Source organism: Pantoea sp. CFSAN033090, assembly GCF_001264395.1.
In the GTDB taxonomy this organism is placed as follows: domain Bacteria; phylum Pseudomonadota; class Gammaproteobacteria; order Enterobacterales; family Enterobacteriaceae; genus Pantoea; species Pantoea agglomerans.
The window spans coordinates 212,027-231,973 of the sequence record NZ_LGYX01000007.1 but is presented as its reverse complement, the minus strand read 5'-3'; the positions used below and the strand labels follow the sequence as shown (position 1 = coordinate 231,973).

Below are 19,947 nucleotides of genomic sequence, written 5' to 3'. Positions count from 1 at the left end.
TTCCGTTACCGCCCTCGCTGAACAAAAAATCATCGCCGAAAAGCTCGATGCACTGCTGGCACAGGTAGAAAGCACCAAAGCACGTCTTGAGCAAATCCCCAAAATTCTGAAACGATTTCGCCAGGCAGTTCTTGCTATTGCGGTTAGTAATCAGCTAACAAAAGGATGGAGAGAATAATCTGGATTGAATGCTATATGGTCTTCGCACACACTTGGCGGATTAATATTGATAGAATGAGGTAGCTCTCCAAGGCCCATTAAATAATACATTACTAATTCTGAAGGAGATGTTAATTGGATAAAACCAGGGTGCTCAGGAAGGCGATAAGTATATACGCTCAACTAAAGAAAAATCGCCCCAAAGTGAGCGAGGAAAACCAGAAAAATAATTCCTGTTGATTTTATTCTGTCGAATTCTATGTCACTAGGTAGAGCACGTGTAGTTGATATAGTAGGCCGTTTTCATAATATTTTTTTATTTTGAGGTTGCCTGAACATATTGATAATAATTATTTTTATTATCTCCTTTCATCGTCAAAACTACAAGGGGAATTCTCCTCCTTAGCTGTTGGAGGGGTTGTTCACAATATTAGAAGTGAATTAGTGAGGCAGGCTATATTTTATACACCATCAGAAAAAGAACAACACGAAATCGTTCGCCGCGTCGAACAGCTCTTAGCCTACGCCGACACCATTGAAAAACATGTCAACAACGCGCTTTAACGCGTCAACGACCTGACGCAATCGATCCCGGCAAAAGCATTCCGCGATGAACTCACCGCTCAGTGGCGGGCAGGAAATCTGGAATTGATCAGCGAAGAAAAAAGCGCTGCCGCGCTAATGGAAAAAATAAAAGCCGAGCGGGCAGCCAGCACAGGTAAAAAAGCCTGATTCTTATTTTTTTTGCGCACCTTTCTGGTGCGCTTATTATTATTTCCTGCCAGAAAAAACTTACGCCTTATATTAAAATGATTTTATAACTTACTTATTTCACTCTGTTTTTAGCTGGACTTTTTTTCTCTTTCCTGATGATATATACAGGTATTTAGCGCGGTGCGGATGTGCGCCAACACACCCGCGCCGCTAATCACAATCACTATTTATAGGGAATAGTAATCATGACTGACGCCCATTCTATTGCACAACTGTCTGAACCAGAAGTCTCTCCTGCAGATAACCGGAAATTAACCGTTAGCTATGCAAGCCGCTATCCGGATTACAGCCGGATACCCGCCATCACCATGAAAGGACAATGGCTGGAAGCTGCCGGTTTTGCCACTGGCACAGCAGTAGATGTAAAGGTAATGGAGGGTTGTATTGTGCTCACTGCCCGGCAGGAGAGCGAACTGATGCAGTCGCTGCGCCAGGTGTGCAAACTGTCGGCGCGGAAACAAAAGCAGGTGCAGGAGTTTATTCAGGTTATTGCCGGTAAACAGAAAGTCGTCTGAGTGTAAAACCGCTCCCGACATCGTATCGGGAGCGGTTAAATGTCAGGACGCGTAATGTAGAACGAGGGAATTTCAGACTACATCCTCGCGGGCCTCTTGGTGTATCTTTAGGCTGTATCACTTTGCAACACAGAACTGATTTCATCGCTATTCGGCAAGCATTACTCTCTACTTCACAAGTGAAATTACGTAATGGTCTAATGTCTTTTGGCACAATTGAGGTGGTTTTAAATGGAAGCAAAACGTGTCCCAGCGGGGTTTAGAATCCTTATCGCAGTGTCCTTGTTCGTAATGACGTTCCTTCTGGCAAGGCCGTCAGATCCATCGACAGAAGAACAACAACAGTTTTGGACAGAGTTAGCAAAGCTATTTAATCAACGCGATATTGAGGGTTTTGTGGGGATTGCGCTATTAGTGATATGTACAATGGTAACGCTCATCGGTTATCAGATTATAGTCAGAGTCATTGAGAAGCAACTTAACACTAAGCAATGATTTTATAAGGTGTGAATTAATTCTGGCAGAAGTTAAAAGTTGCTTATAAATTGTATGATATAAATTCGCTCACATTGCACATTAAAGTATTATAACATGTACGGCTAAATCTTAGGTTTTCTTGCCCAACAATACGTGCATGCGCAATTGATTGAGTTGCATTGTAACCTGCTCACCGTTTTCTGGTGTATCCACCACCGGGACATCGGGTTTTCGTTGCCTGATTGTTTAATTCACTTTCCTGCAGTCCGATTATCCCCCTGGGAATGAAAGAGACAACACAGGGATGTTTATACGGGATTGAGCCTGCCAGAAAACCGTCTTATTTGTCTGTCGGGGAATAATCTTTCGCCAGAATCGTTTGAACGTATCATCAGCCCTTTTGCTGCATGGAGCCACGCCGGACAGGACTACCAGTTTGATAATCGCTGACATCACCAGCGCTATATCGTCAATATCGAACCACAATCCAGCTATCCCCTTGCCGGAACGCTTTCCAGACACGGAGAGCAGTCAAAGGAACAACTAAAAGCCATGATAGAGTGTGGTGATGTGGTATGCCTGAATGATGTGTCTGTTCTGACCGCCGGGCTGTTTTACATTGACGACAACGGTAAGTTAATTTGCGGCGATGAAAATGCCTTCAGATTCGGTGGAGCGAAAACACTATCGGTGCGTTTAATCCTGCAGTGAGTAAGCGCGATCACTGACGCTCTGACGGAAAACCTGCGCCAACCTCATTAAGGCAGCTCAGCGTGGGAGGCGGGAGACAGCCAGCCAGTAATACGGAACGCTTAACATCAAAAAACGTCGGCCGGTTACTCGCTGCTGGCGGTATCTGTAACGATAATAGTGAGGGGTTTCGTATAACGGCTGAACAGTTTGGTGGCGATGTCTTCAGCAACTGATTAGTGTCAGGCGGGGAAACCACCGGTTAACCTGTATCACAGATTAGATAACAGTTGTTTTAGTCAATGCAACAGGAAAGCTTGCCCCTTAAAATTATAAAGGGCAATAATTAAACTATAGTTAATTGATGTTTTTCGTATTTTAATATAATTATCGTTTGAGCGCTTATTGCACTCTGTACCCGGTACCTGAAATATCAGATAATCGCGGGTGGGTTTTCCCTGGTGTTGACTTGGTCTTTGACCTCCTGACCTCTAAGCATGGTGAGTGCCCGGTGGTCAGGTACTTTTTTAAGTATAGGGTCTGCGCAGGTGTAATAAAAGCTGTCTTAAAAGACAGGGGGTAATGGTTCCCATGTGTGATTATCAGGAATGAATGAATGAATTCTGCTATTGAGTTTTTTTTGCGTGATTACGATGAATTTCCGCCAGAATTAGCAACCGAACTCTACCGGCTCAGAAGAAAAACATTTCGTGAGAGGCTCGACTGGAAAGTCGAATGCATTAACGGCATGGAAAAGGATCAATTTGACAACGAAAATACGACTTACCTGCTGGGCATGCATAACGGGAAGTTGCTATGTGGTGCACGGTTTATAGATTCAACGCAGCCGACGATGATGAGCGAAATTTTTCATGAATATTTCGAGGGTATAAGTGGTCTCCCCACAGATATCCCCTGTTGTGAGATTAGCCGGCTGTTTTTAGATAAAGATAGACGTGACTCTGCAGGCCTTCATGGCTTGCCCGCCAGTAAAGTGTTATTCCTTGCAATGATTTTTTATTGCATGAAGAGAAACTATCGGGGGATGTACGCTGTGGCAAGTCGCGGCATGTATGCAATATTTCGCCATGCAAACTGGAAAATAGAAGTTATTCAAAAAGGCCTTTCTGAAAAAGGGGAAGTTATCTACTACATTTTCATGCCTGCCAGCATGAGCATCGTGGAAGATATTATCACCAGGGACAAAGCCAGTGGCTGGCTTCGTGAGATGTCCCGGCATTTACGCCATCTTTAACCCGTAACGCTGGCTCAGTTGTCCAGCAGCCGGAGCTCCGTTCCAAGTTTTACCGCATGTGTGGCGTTATTCACTCCGAGCTTTTTCATGACGTTGCCCATATGAAATTTTACGGTGCGTTCCGCAATAGATAAAATGACCGCAACTTCGGCGTATGTTTTCCCGGCGCCGACCCACTTAAGTATTTGCCGCTCACGCGGTGACAAAAAAACGTTTTTTTTCTGATGGTGTTGACTGTATAAGTTAAGCGTCTTCTGATGCAATTTAATAAGAAAGCTAACTATTTTTGAACGATTTTTTTCCATGTCAATACCAGAATCTTTCTGACTGATAATGGATAGCACAGCCAGGTTGTTCAGGTAGTCATGCAGAGGGAATGTCTGCCCCTGGAAAATATTATATTGAAAACTTTCATTGAAAATTCGTGTGAGATTGTAGCCGCCTGACAGAATGACGTTGTTTTCCCAAAAAAAATCTTCAACACAACGTAAACTCTGAATAATGACAGGATCAATAAACTGATATTTTCTTTCAAGGTATATATCGAACCACTCAGGGTTGTTATTAATAATACGCATCTGTGAAGGGTCTTTCTTGTTCATAATTGCGTAGGCATAGATAACACCCTTGTAATCCTCAAAGAATGCATTCAGTTCACTCTGGATTAACAAATTGATTCTTGTATCGTTGTAGTATGTATCCTTCACGTCAGTTTCTACCTCCGGGATGAGTGGATAAACCATTATAATCCGCTTCGTTAGCTGTTGCTAATCGTATTTTAATCCAGCTAATGGAAAGCGGAAATGACATCTGCCAGCAATATTCTGGATGTTTTTGCTTTACAAAACGGATGGAAAGAGCAGCTTACAAGATTACAGATGGATTATCGGGGTTCACAAAAATCTGCGGGGACAGCAGGAACATTCGAATAATGATTCGCGATTTTAAGTTATTGCTGACTGGAGTGAACCGACAGCAGCATTTTTCATAACAAAAATCATGCTGGCAGGCGTAATTAAACAGGCACCGAGTCAGTATCTGGCTGCTGACGGTTTTTAAATCCTGATGCTTATGCTCCCCTTCGGCTCCCCGGCGTTACCGGGTCGTCAGTTCTGCTGCGCTAACCCCTGTGGGTTTCGGACATAAGGCCTGATGGCAAACGTTCAGGTCAACCCTGCAGCCGGCTTAACGCCTGCGCTTTCACTGGCCATATAGATGATGACAAGCGAGTGTTAATCAGCAGGAGGCACATCAGGTCGTGTAAGTAGGCCAGTAATCTGATTACTCTCTGAACAGCAAGCCTCTATTTTGGCTGACTAATGGTTACTACTGATTTATGGGATGAGTAAGTGGTCTTTCAATCAGAGGCCAGGGCGCATGGGGATGTACAGCGGCAATGATATGTTGCAGGATGTCCCCTCGCTTTATCAGAAAAGCGTAACAGGGAATGAGCGTTAATCATGAAAAACAAGATGATGCTGGGTGTCGTATTTCTCTTAACGGGATGCCCTGGGCCTGGCGACCGAATGGTGGAGCGCGAATCTACAACGGCATTTATCAAAGACAAGCAAGTTTGTGTGGTGTCGCCACTGGAGCCACAAGAAAGGATTACTGCCATTCATATCAACAGTGATAAAAGCAACTCCCTTCACAAGGTTTTTGATGACAAACCTGTTTATGTTCCAAAAGGTGAGTGCCTTCCTGTGTTCGGATTTAAGTTCACAACTGGAGAACGTTACTATTTCGCCTGTGATGTTCAATCTGATAAATCAATATCGCATTTAGTCACTGCTGATTTTTCTTATCCAAAAGAATAGGGGGGCATAACGGCCCTTTGATTCTCATAAATGCACGCATGTCATCAGGCCAGGCTTAACGACTTCACATCTGCGGTAGTTAAGGTAGTTACCAATGATGGGACATCACTCTTATTCATGGGGGCGAGGCAATGAAAAACCTGTTTAAGTGGTCCGCACTTGTGGCTGCCACCGTCCTCATTCTTATTGGCTTGTTTGTCTGGCTTGTTGCATCGGGCTCTGATGAAACGACTGTCTATAAAGAAAATGACTTCTTCAGCTATCACACACTGACAGACAAGGACATTGAAAACGCGCCGCGTATAACGGACAACTACTATTTTGAAGCGCACCCTGGCGACGGTTACTCACCTTCAAATAGCATCGTATTTAAAGGGGCTACAGATACTGCATCGCTGCGCGCTTATCTCGAAAAGCTGGGGTACGTGAAGCAAAATCGCAGTCTGGGCGAGAAGGAAATATGGGTAAGGCCTGATCAGTTGGATGGGGATCTGTTCTATCTGTACTTCAACCCCTTAACCAGTGAGATTGAGTTGACTAAGGTTCTGAATAATTGAGTCGCCTGGACGGGAAACTGTTGTGGCGATGCCGGTCTCTGCCGCTGGTCATCGCGCTGCTGCTGGTGGGATGCGCCCGCTCTGACGCGCTGTGGACGGTCACGCATGACCTCTGCATGAATAACTATCACTATCGTCGCGATCCGGCACCCTGCCAGCAAATCTATCTGCCGCAGGACAGCACCCAGGGCTACAGCATCATCCAGAATCCTCGCCACAGGTTGCACTTTATTCTGGTGCCCACGGTGGCGATGTCCGGCATTGAGAGCATTGCGCTGACGCGCCCCGGACGTCCCGACTATTTCGGCTACGCCTGGTTAATGCGCTATCGTCTGATGGCGGCCTATGGGGCTAGGGTGCCTGAGGATCGGCTCGGCATGGCGCTGAATTCCGCTTATGGCCGCAGCCAGAATCAACTGCATATTCATCTGACCTGCCTGCGGGAAGATGTCTATCGCCAGCTTCAGGCTGAGCGCCCCTATATTAATAATGACTGGCGACCCTTGCCCGACCGTTTGCTGAACCACACCTACTATGCCCGCCGCGTTATGCAGCCGACGGCGATGGGGATCTATCCTGTCTCCTCCGTAGCACGCCATTTCCGGCTGTCGCCGCCGCAGCTGGCAGAGTCTGGTGTGGCGCTCATCCCGGCGACGTTTTCGGGAGAAAAAGGGTTTATCCTGCTAACCACCCGGCGCGGCTGGGATAAGGGTAATCGGGCGTCCGTTGAGTCGCTGCTGGATAAACGCTGCGCTATTCTTTCAGCGCCGCCAGCTGACGTTTCAGTCGGGAAGTAAGTAAACCTTATCACCCTTATTCCTCCACCGACCCAGCCACTCTGCTGTAATCAAACCCTCTGATAGCAGGAACCTGGCTGACGAGGACGATCGCCCGTGCATCGGTTTCGTAAACATTGAATCAGGTTCGTGTCCGCCCTGTTTCAGTTCCTGCTCCAATGCCACGAAAAATGCCTTCTTCATGTCGCTGAAGATATTGATTTTACCGACACCATAACGAATTGATTCCGCCACCTCGCTGTCTTTGTTGCCCGAACCGCCATGCAGTACACGTGGAATATTAATTAATAGTAAGCTTGTTACAAGCTTGTCATTTATACATGGTTGTTGAGCTATAACATCTCTGTTACTCTCAGGTTAAATAACAAGCCATAAACGCATATTAATTACATCTGTTAAGTGACTTATTACTAACATAATCATCCTATTTCTTAAACTCAGACTTTTTCCAGGAAAAATTATTGCTCATTTTCTTTTCACCAGCGTAGGATAAGCGCACAAAGGATTATAGTTGCAAGGATTATCAATGGCTCTACATGGAAAGTTTGTTATTAATGATGCTGACTACTCACCGTTATCCTTTCCGGGTGTGGGAACGTTTTTAGCGTTCTCTGGCAATGGTGCTTATCGTAATCGTGGTGCCTGTGGAATGATTCCTAAAGAGGGGCCTGTACCAGCGGGTAAATACTGGATTGTTGACCGTCCTGAGGGAGGCCTCCGATCACAACTAAATGCCGGTGTAAGGGATATTTATAATCATTTTGCCAGCGGTGCTACGTTCAGGCATTCCGAATGGTTTGCAATATGGCGGGATGATTGGGCAATTGATGATTACACCTGGGTTGATAGCGTTAAGCGTGGTAACTTTCGTTTGCACCCCGGCGTTCTTTCTGAGGGTTGTATCACACTTCCGCATGATTCTGATTTTTCCCTGTTACGCAATGCATTATTAAGGACCCAGAAAATAGAGGTTCCTTGTATGAGGAAGTTAAAGGCCTATGGAATGATTGAGGTAATTGCCAATGGCAAAACATGTCCTTAGTCTTTTTATAAAATTAGCGCTCTTTACTGTGATTATGCTGTTCGTTGCTAAAGAAGTTCCCTATGATGGATTAGTTGACTCTATAACAGCCTTATTTGATTTCCAAAGCGCTCTGAACATTACCCATTTCATTCTGGGTGAACCTGACTTAGAGGCTTGGGAGTCGTTGCGAGATTACTTTTCTATTTTAATTAATACTCTAATCAGCATTCCGGTTATGAGTGCGATTATTACCCTTTTTAACGGCCTTACTCACAAAGTGACCCCATCTTGCCTCCCTAAAGAGTGGGCTTTCTCTACCGTGCGACGATTGATAAAAATAATCATTTTTGTAATGCTGCTTTGGTTATTCGTCCGCTTTGTACCTTACCAGGCTGTTTTTCCGGACATAGAAAAATTTTCAGATGTTGCTATGGCTGCACTTATGGCTTTCAACCTGATTTTAGCCATTTTCTGCTATTACTTTATTATGAAGAAATGCACATTCAAAAGGAGTTTGTAAAATGCCTATTCCAGCTTACATGTGGCTTAAAGATGACGGCGGTGCAGATATTAAGGGATCTGTAGACGTTCAGGATCGTGATGGTTCTATCGAAATTGTTGGCTTCAGTCACGGTTTAAATATTCCAGTGGATAGTGCCAACGGTAAAATCACCGGCAAGCGATCACACTCTCCCATTATGATTGAAAAAGAGTTTGATAGCGCCAGCCCATACTTATACAAAGCCGTTGCTACTGGTCAGACGCTGAAAAGTGCGGAGATTCGCTGGTATCGCATTAACCATGCCGGGCAAGAGGAATGCTATTTTGTTATGACTATCGAAGGGGTGAAGGTGACTGGCATTAATCCGGGGATGCCAAATGCTAAAATGGCAGGAAACTCGCAGATCAACCATATGGAAAGCCTTTCCCTGATGTACGACAAAATCACCTGGCGTTACGTTGATGGTAATGTGCAGTATACGGATGACTGGAATGTTCGGTCCTGAGATTAAAATCCTGTTTCCTGTGGTATAGCTAAGTTCTCCTTGGCAGTGAAGCACTAATTAAAACGTTACCGGGGTGTAATGGGGGATTTAGTGACGACCTCCATGTATGCTCGAAAAACGTTACGACCGCGTTATCCGGTTGTACAACATCTAAAAAAGGCACCTATTCATCGGTGCCTTTTCCCAGCCTCCCTGGCAGTCTTCAAGCCACCATCCACGCCACAAAACCCCTTACCGATACAACGCCGCTTTCCCCACCGAACTAAACAGCGCCATCTTCGCCGCGACAACTTCGCTCGCCGCCTGCATCGGTTTAACAAAGAGGGAATTAGGCTCGTGACCCCCAAGCTTCAGCTCCTGTTCCAGCGCCACGAAGAACGCCTTCTTCATATCGCTGGAGATATTGATTTTACCGACGCCATAACGAATTGATTCCGCGACCTCGCTGTCTTTGTTGCCTGAACCGCCATGCAGCACCAGCGGGATATCAACCACCTTACGGATCTGCTGCAGGCGCTCGATATCCAGCTTCGGCTGCTTCCCTTTGGGATAGAGGCCATGCGAAGTGCCGATGGCGACCGCCAGCGTATCGGTGCCGGTCTCGCGCACAAAGGTCTCAGCCTGCTGCGGATCGGTATAGAGAATCTCGTTACTGCCACCTTCGCCGCTGCCTTCTGCTACACCGATGGTGCCCAGCTCCGCTTCCACAGAGACATTAATCGTGTGCGCTATCTCGACAATCTTCTTCGTCAGCGCAATGTTCTGTTCGAAAGGGTGAGACGAGGCATCAATCATCACCGAGGTAAAACCGGCGTAGATCGCTTTCATCACCTCTTCCAGCGAGCGGCCATGGTCCAGATGGATCACTACCGGCACACGCGCCTGAATCGCCAGCGTCCGCAGATAGCCGATAAATTCCGGGCCGGTAAAGGCCATCTCTTCAGGATGGATCTCCAGAATCAGCGGTGAATCCAGTCGCTCGGCAGTCTCAACCGCCACACGGCCAAACTCCGCGCTGGCGATGTTGAACGCGCCAACGCCAAACTGATGCTGTCGGGCAACGCTGAGCAGATCTTTCATGTTGTAAAGCATAGGTTTTATCCTTGTTTTGCAGGAACGGAGATATCTTTTTTCAGGAACAGCAGGATCAGCGCTGTCAGCAAACTGCCTGCGGCAATCGCAAACAGATAACCCATGACATTGCTGATCACGTTAGGAATGAAGATGACGAAAATGCCGCCGTGCGGAGCGCGGGAAGCGCAGCCCAGCATCATTGAGAGTGCGCCCGCTAACCCGGAACCTGCCACGATGGCCGGGATGACGCGCAGCGGATCGGTGACCGCGTAAGGGATCGCGCCTTCCGTAATAAATGACAGACCGAGGATGTAGGTGACCTTGCCGGTCTCGCGCTCCTGCTCGGTAAATTTGCGGCGGAAGAGGGTGGTTGCCAGCGCGATGCCCAGTGGTGGCACCATGCCCGCCGCCATACAGGCGGCAATCGGTCCATAAACCCCGCTCGACATCAGGCCAATCGCAAACATACAGACGGTTTTATTCAGCGGGCCACCCATATCAAAGGCCACCATCATGCCGAACAGCAGGCCGAGAATGGCCGCATTGGTGTTACCCAGCGAACTGAGGAAGTCGGTCAGCCAGCCGAGCAGCATTTTGATCGGCTCACCAATCAGCAGCGCCATCAGTGCGCCGGTCAGCAGCACGCTTAACAGAGGCACGATTAAAATAGGTTTCAGCCCGGCGACCGCTTTGGGCAGATGGATATGGTTATTGATCAGCAGCGTGATGTATCCGGCCAGGAAGCCGGCAATCAGCGCGCCGAGAAAGCCGGAGCCGGTGTGGATCGCCATCATCCCGCCCACGGCGCCCGCCACGATGCCCGCTTTGCCGCTGACAGACTGGCTGATCCCCAGCGCAAGAATCGGCAGCATCAGGGCAAAGGCGGAACCGCCACCGATGTCAGAAAGCATCTTCGCTATCGGGCTGAAGTTCGCGTCCCCTGGTGTGGCCGCCGTAATCCCGAATGAAAAACTGAGCGCGATCAGAATGCCGCCCGCCACCACAAACGGGATCATCAGGTTCACGCCGGTGATGAGGTGCACATAAATCTCTGAAATCCAGGAACGGGAACCCGATGTCTCACGGGCACTGTTAGCCGGTTCCGATGCACTGGCCTGCGGGGCGGAGTCGGCAAGCCTCGGAGCCAGTTCGCCGTTAACAATGGCGTTTAACAGGCCTTCAGCGTCCTTCGCGGCACGGGTAACGGGCACCTCAATCACGTTTTTGTGCTGGAAGCGCGCCATCTCAACTTTTTTATCTGCGGCGATTAACACTATGTCGGCCTGATGAATATCGTCGTCGCTGAAAATATATTCGCTTTCAATCGCGCCCTGGGTTTCAACTAATACATTCAGGCCCAGTTTTTTAGCCGCTTTTTTTAAATTACTTTCGGCAAGGTAGGTGTGGGCGACACCTGTAGGACAGGCGGTAATGGCAATAATGTTCATAAATGTTCTCCAGTGAAAATTTTATATTTATGTTTTTCGGTCTGAAGGGATGGCTACAACCTGGAATACCTCCTTAATTTTTTAATTCATGCTGCTCTCCGGTTTATTCAGGCTCCCGATCGGGATAAGAGTAAATGAAACATTTCTTCGCGATGCGGGACATTAAGTAATTGCGCGACGACATCTTCATCGCCTAATGCAATGGATATTTTGGCGAGCATTTTGATATGGCCCACATCTTTATCGGACTCTTTTACCGCGAACAGAATAACCAGCCGGACTTTAGTGCCGTCGATGGTTTCCCACGGAATGTCCTGGCGTAAACGACCCACGGCAATGCGGGTTTTGGCGACGGCGGCAGATTTGCCGTGCGGAATAGCAATATGATTTTCAAATCCGGTGGAGCCTAATTCCTCACGCAGATAAACATCTTTCAGGAATGCGGCTTTATCAGTGACGGCGCCGGTCTGGCAGAGCAGGTCGGTCAGCTGAGAAATAATCTGCTCTTTGGTCTGGCAATCGACATCGAGAATAATGCACTCTTCTTTTAATACTTCGTTAATAGCCACGGCTGTCGTCATTTTGCTTCTCCATTATCATTAATTAATCGAATTCGATACCAGACACTCCGTTACTCTTGCGATATCTTTCGCCGAGAACAGGGCAGAGACATACACCACCGGTTTTTCCAGCGGTTCCAGCCTGATGGTGGAAATCACCACGTCACACTCATGTCGTTTCAGGGAGTCAGCAATATTTTTCCCTGGCACGATGTCGATAATTTTCCAGTCGGGAAAGGCGCGGATAATGCGTCCGTAAAGCAGCTGCGAGGTGCCCAGACCGCTGGAGCAGACCAGCAAGACCCGTTTTACCTTGATGCTGTTTTCGATGGCTGCCTGAATATGCACCGTCAGGTAAGCCACTTCGTCATCACTGATCTCATCCAGGCTGTACTCCTGCGTCAGCTGGCTGATTACCGCTTTCACGGCGGCAAACACCGTTCCCAGCTCGGTCTGGATATCATGCAGCAGCGGATTTTTAATCCGGATGTGATATCTGAGGCGGTTCAGCATCGGCTTGATATGCGAGGACAATGACGCCTGCAGGTTCTGGTCGGTAGTGATTTCAATGTTGATGCGCTGCGCCACCCGGGCGATCAGCGCCTCAGCAAAGCGGGTTTCACGCTCTGAAATCAGGGAGTCATCGTGCTGTGGTGACTCACCGCCCGCCTTACCGGAAGAGACCAGATACTGATAGATAGAGTGAGACTCTTCGGCCACCAGTACCGTGTTGTAAGCGGTCTCAATGCGTTCTATCACCGCCAGTGACACCTGCCAGGCGTGATGGTCGCTGACCCGGTTCATCGACACCGCGCGGGCGTCGGTCCTGTGCATCGGCGAGTGACTGCGGTGGATCAGCACCAGAATATGCGTAAATAAATTGATGTAGTAAGGATCGCTTATCGTATATTGCAGTTGCTGTTCAATAAAATTAATTAATTGCAGGGTAAAATGGACAGCCTGCTGACCAAATTTCTCTGAAAGCTCCTGCAGCGTGCTTTCATCCAGACGGCTTTCCATCATGTCCTGACGGTTATAAATCGATTTTAACACCAGCGCTTTCATCGCCATGCGAATATTATGGTCACTGCCTTTTATGCTGGTTCCGACACGGCTTTTTAATAAGGTTAAATCAAACTGATGTAACCATGCTTCTAATGTTTTTAAATCATTCACTATCGAGGCGCGGCTGATAAAATATTTATCCGCCAGTTCGCTGATGGATGAACTTTTTGGTGACAGCATTAATAAATCCGACGCTATTTTCAGCATCCTGAAGTTACTGCTGAAATCATCCACTTCGGTTGAGAAAATCCGGCGCGCGGCTATTTCCGACTGCGCATCAGCGAATTTAATTGTGATCCCTCTCCCACTTTTTCCGCTGAGATTGATTCCCTGGTCAGAAAGTTTTTCGTTAATGTCGGCAATATCGCGGCGTAGAGTTCTGGGTGTAATAGACGTTTTTTCTGAAATAGCGTGCAGGCTCACATAACTGTTATGAGAAATAAGCTGTCGCATAATCGTCAGTTGCCGTTCAGTCAGCGCCTTCATCATCATCAGGTTCCGCTTAATCCGTTATTCGCCTTGTCAGTTATCATCTAAACAAAGGCACTATGCCATGTAAATATTAAAACATGGCCACAACCTGGTGGTCCGGCTGACCACCTGACAGTGAATTTCTTAAATAATCGGCGACGAGGTGAAAGAATAAGTGAAAGGGGATGGGAGGGTTTGGCGGGCTGACTGGCAGTGATCCGATTGGTGGGACTACATCAATGGCTGAGGGCGGAATCTGGCGGGAAAGCCCGGCTTACGCCGGGCCAGATTTTATCTTTACGCCATCTTTAAACGCTGTAGCCGTTTCTCGCGGCGAATCTTACGCTCTTCCATCACCGCAACCAGCGCCATCAGGCAGATACAGGCGATAGCAGCGGCATCCAGTGCGGCAAAGGTGCCCGCCCAGCCGGTCAGGCCAAATATCGGCGTGCCGTCGGCAATCATGCCCAGGCCCAGTTTGGCGAAGCTGTCACCAATCAGATAGGCGAAGGTGCCTTTGATACCATCCGCTGCGCCAATCGCTTTTTTCGGCACAAAGCCGACTGCGGCGACGCCGATTAACAGCTGCGGGCCAAAGACCAGGAAGCCCAGAGCGAACAGCGACGCCAGATAGACATACTGGTTGCTGGCATGCTGATAGATCCCGAGCGTGGCAATAATCAGTGCTAATGCAACGCAGGCGACCAGCGCACGGCGGCCATTGGCCAGATCGGATAACCAGCCCCACATCAGCGTCCCCACCAATGCGCCCACTTCAAACAGGGTAAAGCCCTGAATCGCCACCTCTTTAGAGAGCTTCAGCTCCTGGAAGGCGTAAACCGTTGACCACTGATCGATCCCGATGCGCACCACATAGAGGAAGATGTTGGCGAAGCAGAGCAGCCAGATCACCTTGTTCTTCAGTACGTACTCAACAAAGATCTGCCATTTGGTCATCGACTCATCTTCGGCTTCTTTGTCCTCATCGCTCAGCTCTTCGTCAAACAGCTCTTCGGCCTTGCCCAGGCCATAAGATTCCGGGGAGTCGCTGCCGTAGCGCAGGCCGATAAAACCAACAATCAGCGCGATAATAGACGGGAAGATAAACATCCCAATTACGTGGCCGTTGAACAGCACATTGGCACCAAACAGCGCAACGCCTGCCGCACCGGCACCGCCGAGGTTGTGGGAGATATTCCACATGCCAAGATAAGTACCTCGTTTGCGGCGCGGCGTCCACTTAGTGATGGTGGAGTAGCTACAGGAGCCGCCGGTACTCTGGAAGAATCCGCTTAAGGCATAAAAGGCGATCATCAGAAACAGGCTGACGGATCCGGTGCCCATGCTGGCGCTGAAACCCAGCATACAGATGGCCGAGAGGATCAGCATAAACGGCAGGAACTGCTTGGTGTTTTTGCCATCAGCATAATAGGAGACCAGGGTTTTCCCGACGCCATAGGTGATGGAGAAGCCCAGACCGATCATCCCCAGCTGCGTCATGCTCAGTCCGTAGGTGGTGATCATATCGTTCTGCGCGATATTGAAGTTTTTGCGGATCAGATACATGGTCAGGTAGCCGATAAAGACCACCAGATAGGACTGCATAAACGGCTTGAACCACATCTTGCGCCGCAGTTCGATGGGCAGATCCAGCGTCGGTCTGCGCACCTGTTTGAGGAATGCCAGCATGGAAGGGAATTCTCCTGGTTGGAATAGCTGCAATGGGCAGCGAATGGCTGGCATTGTAAAAACCTGCCGCCAGACTGGCCTGAGACAGCATCCAGGCGAAACCAGGAAAATTTCTTAGTTTTGCCCCACTTGGGGCAAAAAGGAGAGGCGTATCACGCTTCAGGCAGGGGACGCGGTGCCTGAGCATTTAAAAACGGCAGCAGCAGCAGGGCGGATATCCCCGCCGCCGTGGCAATCACCGCAAAGAAGCCGCTCCAGTGCCAGACGTCGATAACCCACGCCAGCGGCCAGCCGGAGAGTGACGCGCCAAGATAGGCGAAAAGACCGACGAAGCCGGTTGCTGCGCCTGCCGCATCTTTATGGGAACATTCGGCTGCCGCCATGCCGATCAGCATCTGCGGGCCAAAGACAAAGAAACCGGTAGTAAAAAAGCAGGCTGCCTGCATCACGTAACTGGTAAAGGGCATCAGCCACAGTGAGCCGACGGAAAGCAAAATCCCGGCTGCAAAAATCAGGTTCATCGGCCCACGGTTGCCGTTAAACAGCTTGTCCGAGCCCCAGCCCGCGACCAGTGCGCCTATCACACCGCCCAGCTCAAACAGGGTGACTACCGAGTTGGCCGTCACCAGATCCACCCCCAGCGTGTCGGAGATGTAGAGATTTCCCCAGTCATTGAGCGCCGCGCGAACCACATAGACCAGCACGTAACAGAGTGACAGCAGCCAGATGTAGGGGTTGAATAGCACATAGCGGGTCAGGATCGCTTTGCGGCTCAGACCTGCGCCTTCCTGCTGCTGCGCCATCTCCATCTCATCCTGTCGCCAGTCGCCTACCGCGGGCAGGCCGACAGTCTGAGGCCGGTCGCGCAGACGCCAGCAGAGAAACAGTCCGGCGAGGATCGCTAAACTGCCCGCAATCATCATCCCGATTCGCCAGCCATAGTGCAGCGCCACCGCACCGATAACGATCGGGATGACCGCACCGCCAACGTTGTGCGCGGTGTTCCATAGTGCCCACCAGCCGCCGCGCTCGTTGCGTGAATACCAGCTGGTCAGCAGGCGCGCGCAGACCGGCGCGCCCCAGCCCTGGAAAAAGGCGTTGATGGTCCACAGCAGCGCAAAGGCCCACAGTGAGGTGGAGAAGCCAAACAGGATATTCACCACGCCGGTAGCGATCAGCCCCAGCCCCATAAAGTAACGGGCGTTGGAGCGGTCACTGACGATGCCGGAGAAGAACTTCGACAGGCCGTAGGTGATGTAAAATAGCGTCGCCAGCAGGCCGATATCGGTGCGCATCATCACGCCGCTGGCGATCACTTCCGGCGCTGCCGCATTGAAGCTTTTGCGGGTAAAGTAGAACAGGGCATAGCCGATCCAGATGGTCGACATGATGTGCCGCCGCCAGTAGCGATAGCGGCTATCAATCTCACTTTTGTCCTGCAGCGGAGCGGCGTTAGCGGGCGTTTTCAGAAAGTTAAACACGGTGATTCCTCAGGCCGTACGCAGCGGCAGATGCACACTGACGCGGGTTCCATGGGTGCAGGAGATAGTCAGCGATCCGCCCAGCGCACTCACGCGTTCGCGCATCCCGACCAGACCAAAGCTCTGCTGACCGGAACCTGGCGGCAGACCGCAGCCATCATCTTCAATCACCAGCAAAACGCGACCATCCTGTTGCCAGCCTTTGAGCATCACGGCGCTGGCGCTGGCGTGTTTCACAATGTTGTTCAGCCCCTCCTGACAGACGCGAAACAGCGTGACGCGCTGCGCTTCGCTCAGCAGCGTCTCATCAATACGCCACTCAAGGTGACTGACGATGCCGCAATCCTCCAGCTCCATCTCACGCATCAGGGAGCGAACTGCCTGTTCAAGTGACAGGTCATCTAGCTGACGGGGTCGCAGACGTCCCAGCAGTCGCCGCACTGAATCGTAGACGCCAAGAGAGAGCTGCTCAATATGGACGCCGCTTTGGATCACCCGGCCATTATCCGGCGCAAGGCGCTGCACAATGCCCGCCTGGGTGCGGATTGCCGTAATCGTCTGACCGATATCATCGTGCAGCTCGCGCGCCACCTCCTGGCGCACGTTCTCTTCTGTCTCGACCAGCCGTTCCGCCAGGCGCCGGTTGCGTGCCAGCTCACTCTGCAGCGACTGATTCAGCTCGCGCAGCCGCTGAATACCGGCACCCAGCAGCAGTCCGGTCAGGCTTTGTGCCAGCAGCGAGAGCAGAAGATCGACCGGATGATCGTGCCAGGTCTGGCTGGCGATCAGCGCGATTGCGTTCATCAGCGTAGCAATCAGCGCACCCTGCCAGCCGTAGTGCCAGGCCAGCGCAATAATCGGCAGCGCCAGACAGAATGGCGTAAAGCGCGACAGTTCAGCGGGCAGGCCAAGCTGCAACCAGAGACTGATGACAAACAGCAGCAGATACCAGATAAGATGCCGGGCGCGCCAGTTGACCGGGTGCGAGACCAGCGCCGGTCCCAGCGGCTGCCAGCGGGTGCTGGTGAGGTAGTGCCAGATGACCAGGCAGGTCGGGGCCAGCGTCAGACCACCGGTGAGCGTTAGCAGCAGCGCGTTCAGCATCTCCTGCTGTCCCGCCCACGCCAGGGATTGCAGCAGCGCCGCGGCGATCAGAGCCGCGCCCTGGCTCAGCAGCGTGCGCCAGTCACGCTGATGGCGGTAATGGGAGATCAGCGCCACCGGCAGCAGCGTCAGTACACTGCCCGCCATTAACAGCGGCAGATGCGCCAGCGCGACCACCTTCGCCAGCCAGATCAGCATGATCCACTCAGCTGCCAGCAACACCGGCCAGTAAGCGCGTGGACATTGCAGCATCAGCCCCAGACGCAGGCCAAACGGAAATAGCAGCACCGCCAGCTCCGGGCGTTCCACCAGGTGCAGGCTGATACTCCACAGGCAGAACCAGGCCGCCGAGAAGATGAAAAAGCTGGCGACAATGGAGATCAGCCGCGAAACACAGGGGCTCATTGCCAGCCATCAAACATGCGGCGCGCCAGCTCCACATCATTGCTGACGCCGAGCTTCTCCATCAGATTCGCGCGATGGACATGTACGGTTTTCGGTGACAGCGCCAGCTCAACGGCAATTTCCTTTACCGCCATGCCCTGCGACAGTTTTTCTGCCACCTGACGTTCGCGTCGGGTCAGCGGGTCCTGCCGACCGGCGGCCAGCTTGATCGCAATCTCTGGCGTCAGATAACAGCCGCCTGTGGAGACCGTGCGCACCGCCGCGATCAGCTCATCGGGACGACAGCGTTTAGAGAGGAATCCGCGCGCACCGGCATTAAGCGCCTGCTCCACCAGGGCCGGACTGTCATGGACTGACAGCATGATGGTGGCCAGGCCCGTCGGCAGCTTGCTCAGCAACTCCAGCCCGGAGAGATCCGGCATCGAAATATCGCAGATACAGACCTGAACGCCCCGGCCCGGTAAACCTGCCAGCGCCTCACGGCCAGAACCAAATTCCGCTACGACCTGGAAATCCGATTCCAGGCCCAGCAACTGGGCAAAGCCGGAGCGGACGATAAGGTGATCGTCAATAAGCGCGATGGTGATCATGTTTATTCCTGGCGGGTAAAATCGCGCTTACCTTAGCGATAAGCACGAAGCTGTTCAAGTCGTGAGCAGTCTATTCAGGTAAGGGAATGAGCAGAGTGATGCAGGTCAAACTGTCGTGGATCGTGAGAGAAGCATGCCGGGCTGAATAGCCGCCCGGCAGATCGTGAGGCTAAGCAGTCGATCAGTGCAGGCAGCACTGCTTGTATTTTTTGCCGCTGCCGCACGGGCAGGGATCGTTGCGGCCGGGCAGCTTCTCTGCCGCGACAGGCTTCTGGGGAACGGGAATCGCTTCTGGCTGGGAGATCCAGTGATCGTGCAGCGCCAGCGCAGCAGGACGGATAGCTTCAATGCTGGCTTCCATCTCGTCCGGCGTCATGGCATCGATCTTTTCAAGGTTCTCTTCCACGCCGTGCAGAGCGATGGCGTCCAGCGCGGGTTGCAGATCCTGCGGCAGGGCAGACCAGTCGGTCAGCGCGACACCGCGCATGTAACCGAAGCACCACTCTTCCACCACGGTAAATTCCAGACCTTCCATTTCACGGATGCCAAACAGCGGTTCGAACTGCTCAGGGAATTCAGATAAGCGGTCAGCCACATCATTCATATGCTGGAAGCAAAGCGACATAAAGCGCGTCATTTCACGCTCGTTGCTCCATTTTGGGATCTGCTTCTCGCCACCCCACAGTGCCACCAGCCACTGGCTTGGCTCGACGGTGACGGGACCGGAGAGAACGGCAGTCAGCAGGCCGTCGAGCTCGGAGACATCAATAATCGATGCTTCGCTGCCATATTTTTCCAGCATATCTTCCAGCCATTGCAGCTCTTTTTCGGACAGTGGGCCTTCTTTCATGCGGTTGCCTCCCGGGCATTTCAAAAATTTCAGCGGCGTTGAGCCTTAAAACCGCAGCAGTGTACACCCTTGTGGACTGCAACACAGCTAACCCTGTTCGGGCATGCTGCGGTGATTAAACTGCGTTTAGCACCACTT

At 50.8% G+C, this 19,947-nt stretch carries 20 protein-coding genes and 4 pseudogenes; 12 read left to right on the top strand and 12 right to left on the bottom strand.

Going from position 1 to position 19,947, the window contains the following annotated elements:
- Nucleotides 1-2 precede the first annotated feature (2 nt).
- From AFL22_RS24465 to AFL22_RS07890, 6 genes and pseudogenes are all read left to right on the top strand, one after another.
- Nucleotides 3-163, top strand: a pseudogene (locus AFL22_RS24465) (restriction endonuclease subunit S); the annotation flags it as partial.
- Nucleotides 164-480: 317 nt separating this feature from the next.
- Nucleotides 481-891 (top strand): annotated as a pseudogene (locus tag AFL22_RS07905) (restriction endonuclease subunit S).
- Nucleotides 892-1,118: 227 nt separating this feature from the next.
- The gene (gene symE / locus AFL22_RS07900; protein ID WP_033787451.1) at nucleotides 1,119-1,448 is read left to right on the top strand and encodes an endoribonuclease SymE; all 330 of its coding nucleotides are present in this window, start codon (nucleotides 1,119-1,121) and stop codon (nucleotides 1,446-1,448) included.
- On the top strand, nucleotides 1,445-1,711 hold the full coding sequence (locus AFL22_RS23270; RefSeq protein WP_072123860.1) for a tlde1 domain-containing protein: 267 nt from the start codon (nucleotides 1,445-1,447) through the stop codon (nucleotides 1,709-1,711). Before symE ends, AFL22_RS23270 begins: the two co-directional genes overlap by 4 nt.
- Entirely contained in the window at nucleotides 1,680-1,943 is a 264-nt protein-coding gene (locus AFL22_RS07895; protein ID WP_052271149.1) for a hypothetical protein, read from the top strand. Before AFL22_RS23270 ends, AFL22_RS07895 begins: the two co-directional genes overlap by 32 nt.
- Before the next feature lie 1,288 nt (nucleotides 1,944-3,231).
- Nucleotides 3,232-3,870 (top strand): acyl-homoserine-lactone synthase, encoded by a 639-nt coding sequence (locus AFL22_RS07890; RefSeq protein ID WP_052271148.1) that lies wholly within the window; start codon nucleotides 3,232-3,234, stop codon nucleotides 3,868-3,870.
- A 14-nt stretch (nucleotides 3,871-3,884) separates the two neighbouring features.
- Here the strand turns inward: AFL22_RS07890 and AFL22_RS07885 are convergent, their stop codons facing one another.
- Nucleotides 3,885-4,613: a LuxR family transcriptional regulator gene (locus tag AFL22_RS07885; protein WP_072123858.1), complete on the bottom strand. Its 729-nt coding sequence runs from the start codon at nucleotides 4,611-4,613 to the stop codon at nucleotides 3,885-3,887.
- A gap of 717 nt (nucleotides 4,614-5,330) precedes the next feature.
- Between AFL22_RS07885 and AFL22_RS07880 the strand changes: the two genes are divergently transcribed.
- From AFL22_RS07880 to AFL22_RS07870, 3 genes are all read left to right on the top strand, one after another.
- Nucleotides 5,331-5,687 carry a putative T6SS immunity periplasmic lipoprotein gene (locus tag AFL22_RS07880; protein ID WP_052271147.1) on the top strand — a complete coding sequence of 119 codons (357 nt, stop codon included), beginning with the start codon at nucleotides 5,331-5,333 and terminating at the stop codon, nucleotides 5,685-5,687.
- Between the two features lie 131 nt (nucleotides 5,688-5,818).
- Complete coding sequence (locus AFL22_RS07875; protein WP_052271146.1) at nucleotides 5,819-6,244, top strand: hypothetical protein; 426 nt, start codon at nucleotides 5,819-5,821, stop codon at nucleotides 6,242-6,244.
- Nucleotides 6,241-7,041: a CDP-diacylglycerol diphosphatase gene (locus AFL22_RS07870; protein ID WP_052271145.1), complete on the top strand. Its 801-nt coding sequence runs from the start codon at nucleotides 6,241-6,243 to the stop codon at nucleotides 7,039-7,041. Before AFL22_RS07875 ends, AFL22_RS07870 begins: the two co-directional genes overlap by 4 nt.
- Here the strand turns inward: AFL22_RS07870 and AFL22_RS23795 are convergent.
- Nucleotides 7,027-7,329, bottom strand: a pseudogene (locus AFL22_RS23795) (class II fructose-bisphosphate aldolase); the annotation flags it as partial. The gene AFL22_RS07870 and the pseudogene AFL22_RS23795 sit on opposite strands and share 15 nt — an antisense overlap.
- A 238-nt stretch (nucleotides 7,330-7,567) precedes the next feature.
- On the opposite strand from AFL22_RS23795, the gene AFL22_RS23255 reads away from it, so the two are divergent.
- The 3 genes from AFL22_RS23255 to AFL22_RS07855 are packed head-to-tail and all read left to right on the top strand — an operon-like array spanning nucleotide 7,568 to nucleotide 9,072.
- Nucleotides 7,568-8,083 (top strand): DUF2778 domain-containing protein, encoded by a 516-nt coding sequence (locus tag AFL22_RS23255; RefSeq protein WP_072123856.1) that lies wholly within the window; start codon nucleotides 7,568-7,570, stop codon nucleotides 8,081-8,083.
- Nucleotides 8,064-8,585 carry a hypothetical protein gene (locus AFL22_RS07860; RefSeq protein WP_052271143.1) on the top strand — a complete coding sequence of 174 codons (522 nt, stop codon included), beginning with the start codon at nucleotides 8,064-8,066 and terminating at the stop codon, nucleotides 8,583-8,585. The genes AFL22_RS23255 and AFL22_RS07860 overlap by 20 nt, the downstream gene beginning before the upstream one ends.
- A gap of 1 nt (nucleotide 8,586) precedes the next feature.
- Nucleotides 8,587-9,072 carry an Hcp family type VI secretion system effector gene (locus tag AFL22_RS07855; protein WP_010671741.1) on the top strand — a complete coding sequence of 162 codons (486 nt, stop codon included), beginning with the start codon at nucleotides 8,587-8,589 and terminating at the stop codon, nucleotides 9,070-9,072.
- 231 nt (nucleotides 9,073-9,303) lie between these two features.
- Here the strand turns inward: AFL22_RS07855 and AFL22_RS07850 are convergent, their stop codons facing one another.
- The 10 genes and pseudogenes from AFL22_RS07850 to AFL22_RS07810 all read right to left on the bottom strand — a co-directional run bounded on the left by AFL22_RS07850 (nucleotide 9,304) and on the right by AFL22_RS07810 (nucleotide 19,809).
- Nucleotides 9,304-10,164, bottom strand: coding sequence for a ketose-bisphosphate aldolase (locus AFL22_RS07850; RefSeq protein WP_010671740.1), 861 nt, complete (start codon nucleotides 10,162-10,164; stop codon nucleotides 9,304-9,306).
- A gap of 5 nt (nucleotides 10,165-10,169) precedes the next feature.
- On the bottom strand, nucleotides 10,170-11,594 hold the full coding sequence (locus AFL22_RS07845) for a fructose-specific PTS transporter subunit EIIC (RefSeq protein ID WP_052271142.1): 1,425 nt from the start codon (nucleotides 11,592-11,594) through the stop codon (nucleotides 10,170-10,172).
- A gap of 107 nt (nucleotides 11,595-11,701) precedes the next feature.
- Entirely contained in the window at nucleotides 11,702-12,175 is a 474-nt protein-coding gene (locus AFL22_RS07840) for a PTS sugar transporter subunit IIA (protein WP_010671738.1), read from the bottom strand.
- An 18-nt stretch (nucleotides 12,176-12,193) separates the two neighbouring features.
- A complete protein-coding gene (locus AFL22_RS07835; protein WP_229518688.1) occupies nucleotides 12,194-13,399 on the bottom strand; it encodes a PRD domain-containing protein in 1,206 nt (401 codons plus the stop codon).
- Nucleotides 13,400-13,525: 126 nt separating this feature from the next.
- Nucleotides 13,526-13,705 (bottom strand): annotated as a pseudogene (locus AFL22_RS24640) (HTH domain-containing protein); the annotation flags it as partial.
- Nucleotides 13,706-13,987: 282 nt separating this feature from the next.
- Nucleotides 13,988-15,379, bottom strand: a complete 1,392-nt coding sequence (gene uhpT / locus AFL22_RS07830; RefSeq protein WP_010251526.1) for a hexose-6-phosphate:phosphate antiporter — start codon at nucleotides 15,377-15,379, stop codon at nucleotides 13,988-13,990.
- A 152-nt stretch (nucleotides 15,380-15,531) separates the two neighbouring features.
- Nucleotides 15,532-16,860 (bottom strand): MFS transporter, encoded by a 1,329-nt coding sequence (locus AFL22_RS07825; RefSeq protein ID WP_010671736.1) that lies wholly within the window; start codon nucleotides 16,858-16,860, stop codon nucleotides 15,532-15,534.
- Between the two features lie 9 nt (nucleotides 16,861-16,869).
- The gene (uhpB, locus tag AFL22_RS07820) at nucleotides 16,870-18,369 is read right to left on the bottom strand and encodes a signal transduction histidine-protein kinase/phosphatase UhpB (RefSeq protein WP_052271141.1); all 1,500 of its coding nucleotides are present in this window, start codon (nucleotides 18,367-18,369) and stop codon (nucleotides 16,870-16,872) included.
- Nucleotides 18,366-18,959 (bottom strand): transcriptional regulator UhpA, encoded by a 594-nt coding sequence (gene uhpA, locus AFL22_RS07815; RefSeq protein WP_010251517.1) that lies wholly within the window; start codon nucleotides 18,957-18,959, stop codon nucleotides 18,366-18,368. The genes uhpB and uhpA overlap by 4 nt, the downstream gene beginning before the upstream one ends.
- Nucleotides 18,960-19,140: 181 nt before the next feature.
- Complete coding sequence (locus AFL22_RS07810) at nucleotides 19,141-19,809, bottom strand: YecA family protein (protein ID WP_033769584.1); 669 nt, start codon at nucleotides 19,807-19,809, stop codon at nucleotides 19,141-19,143.
- Nucleotides 19,810-19,947 lie beyond the last annotated feature (138 nt).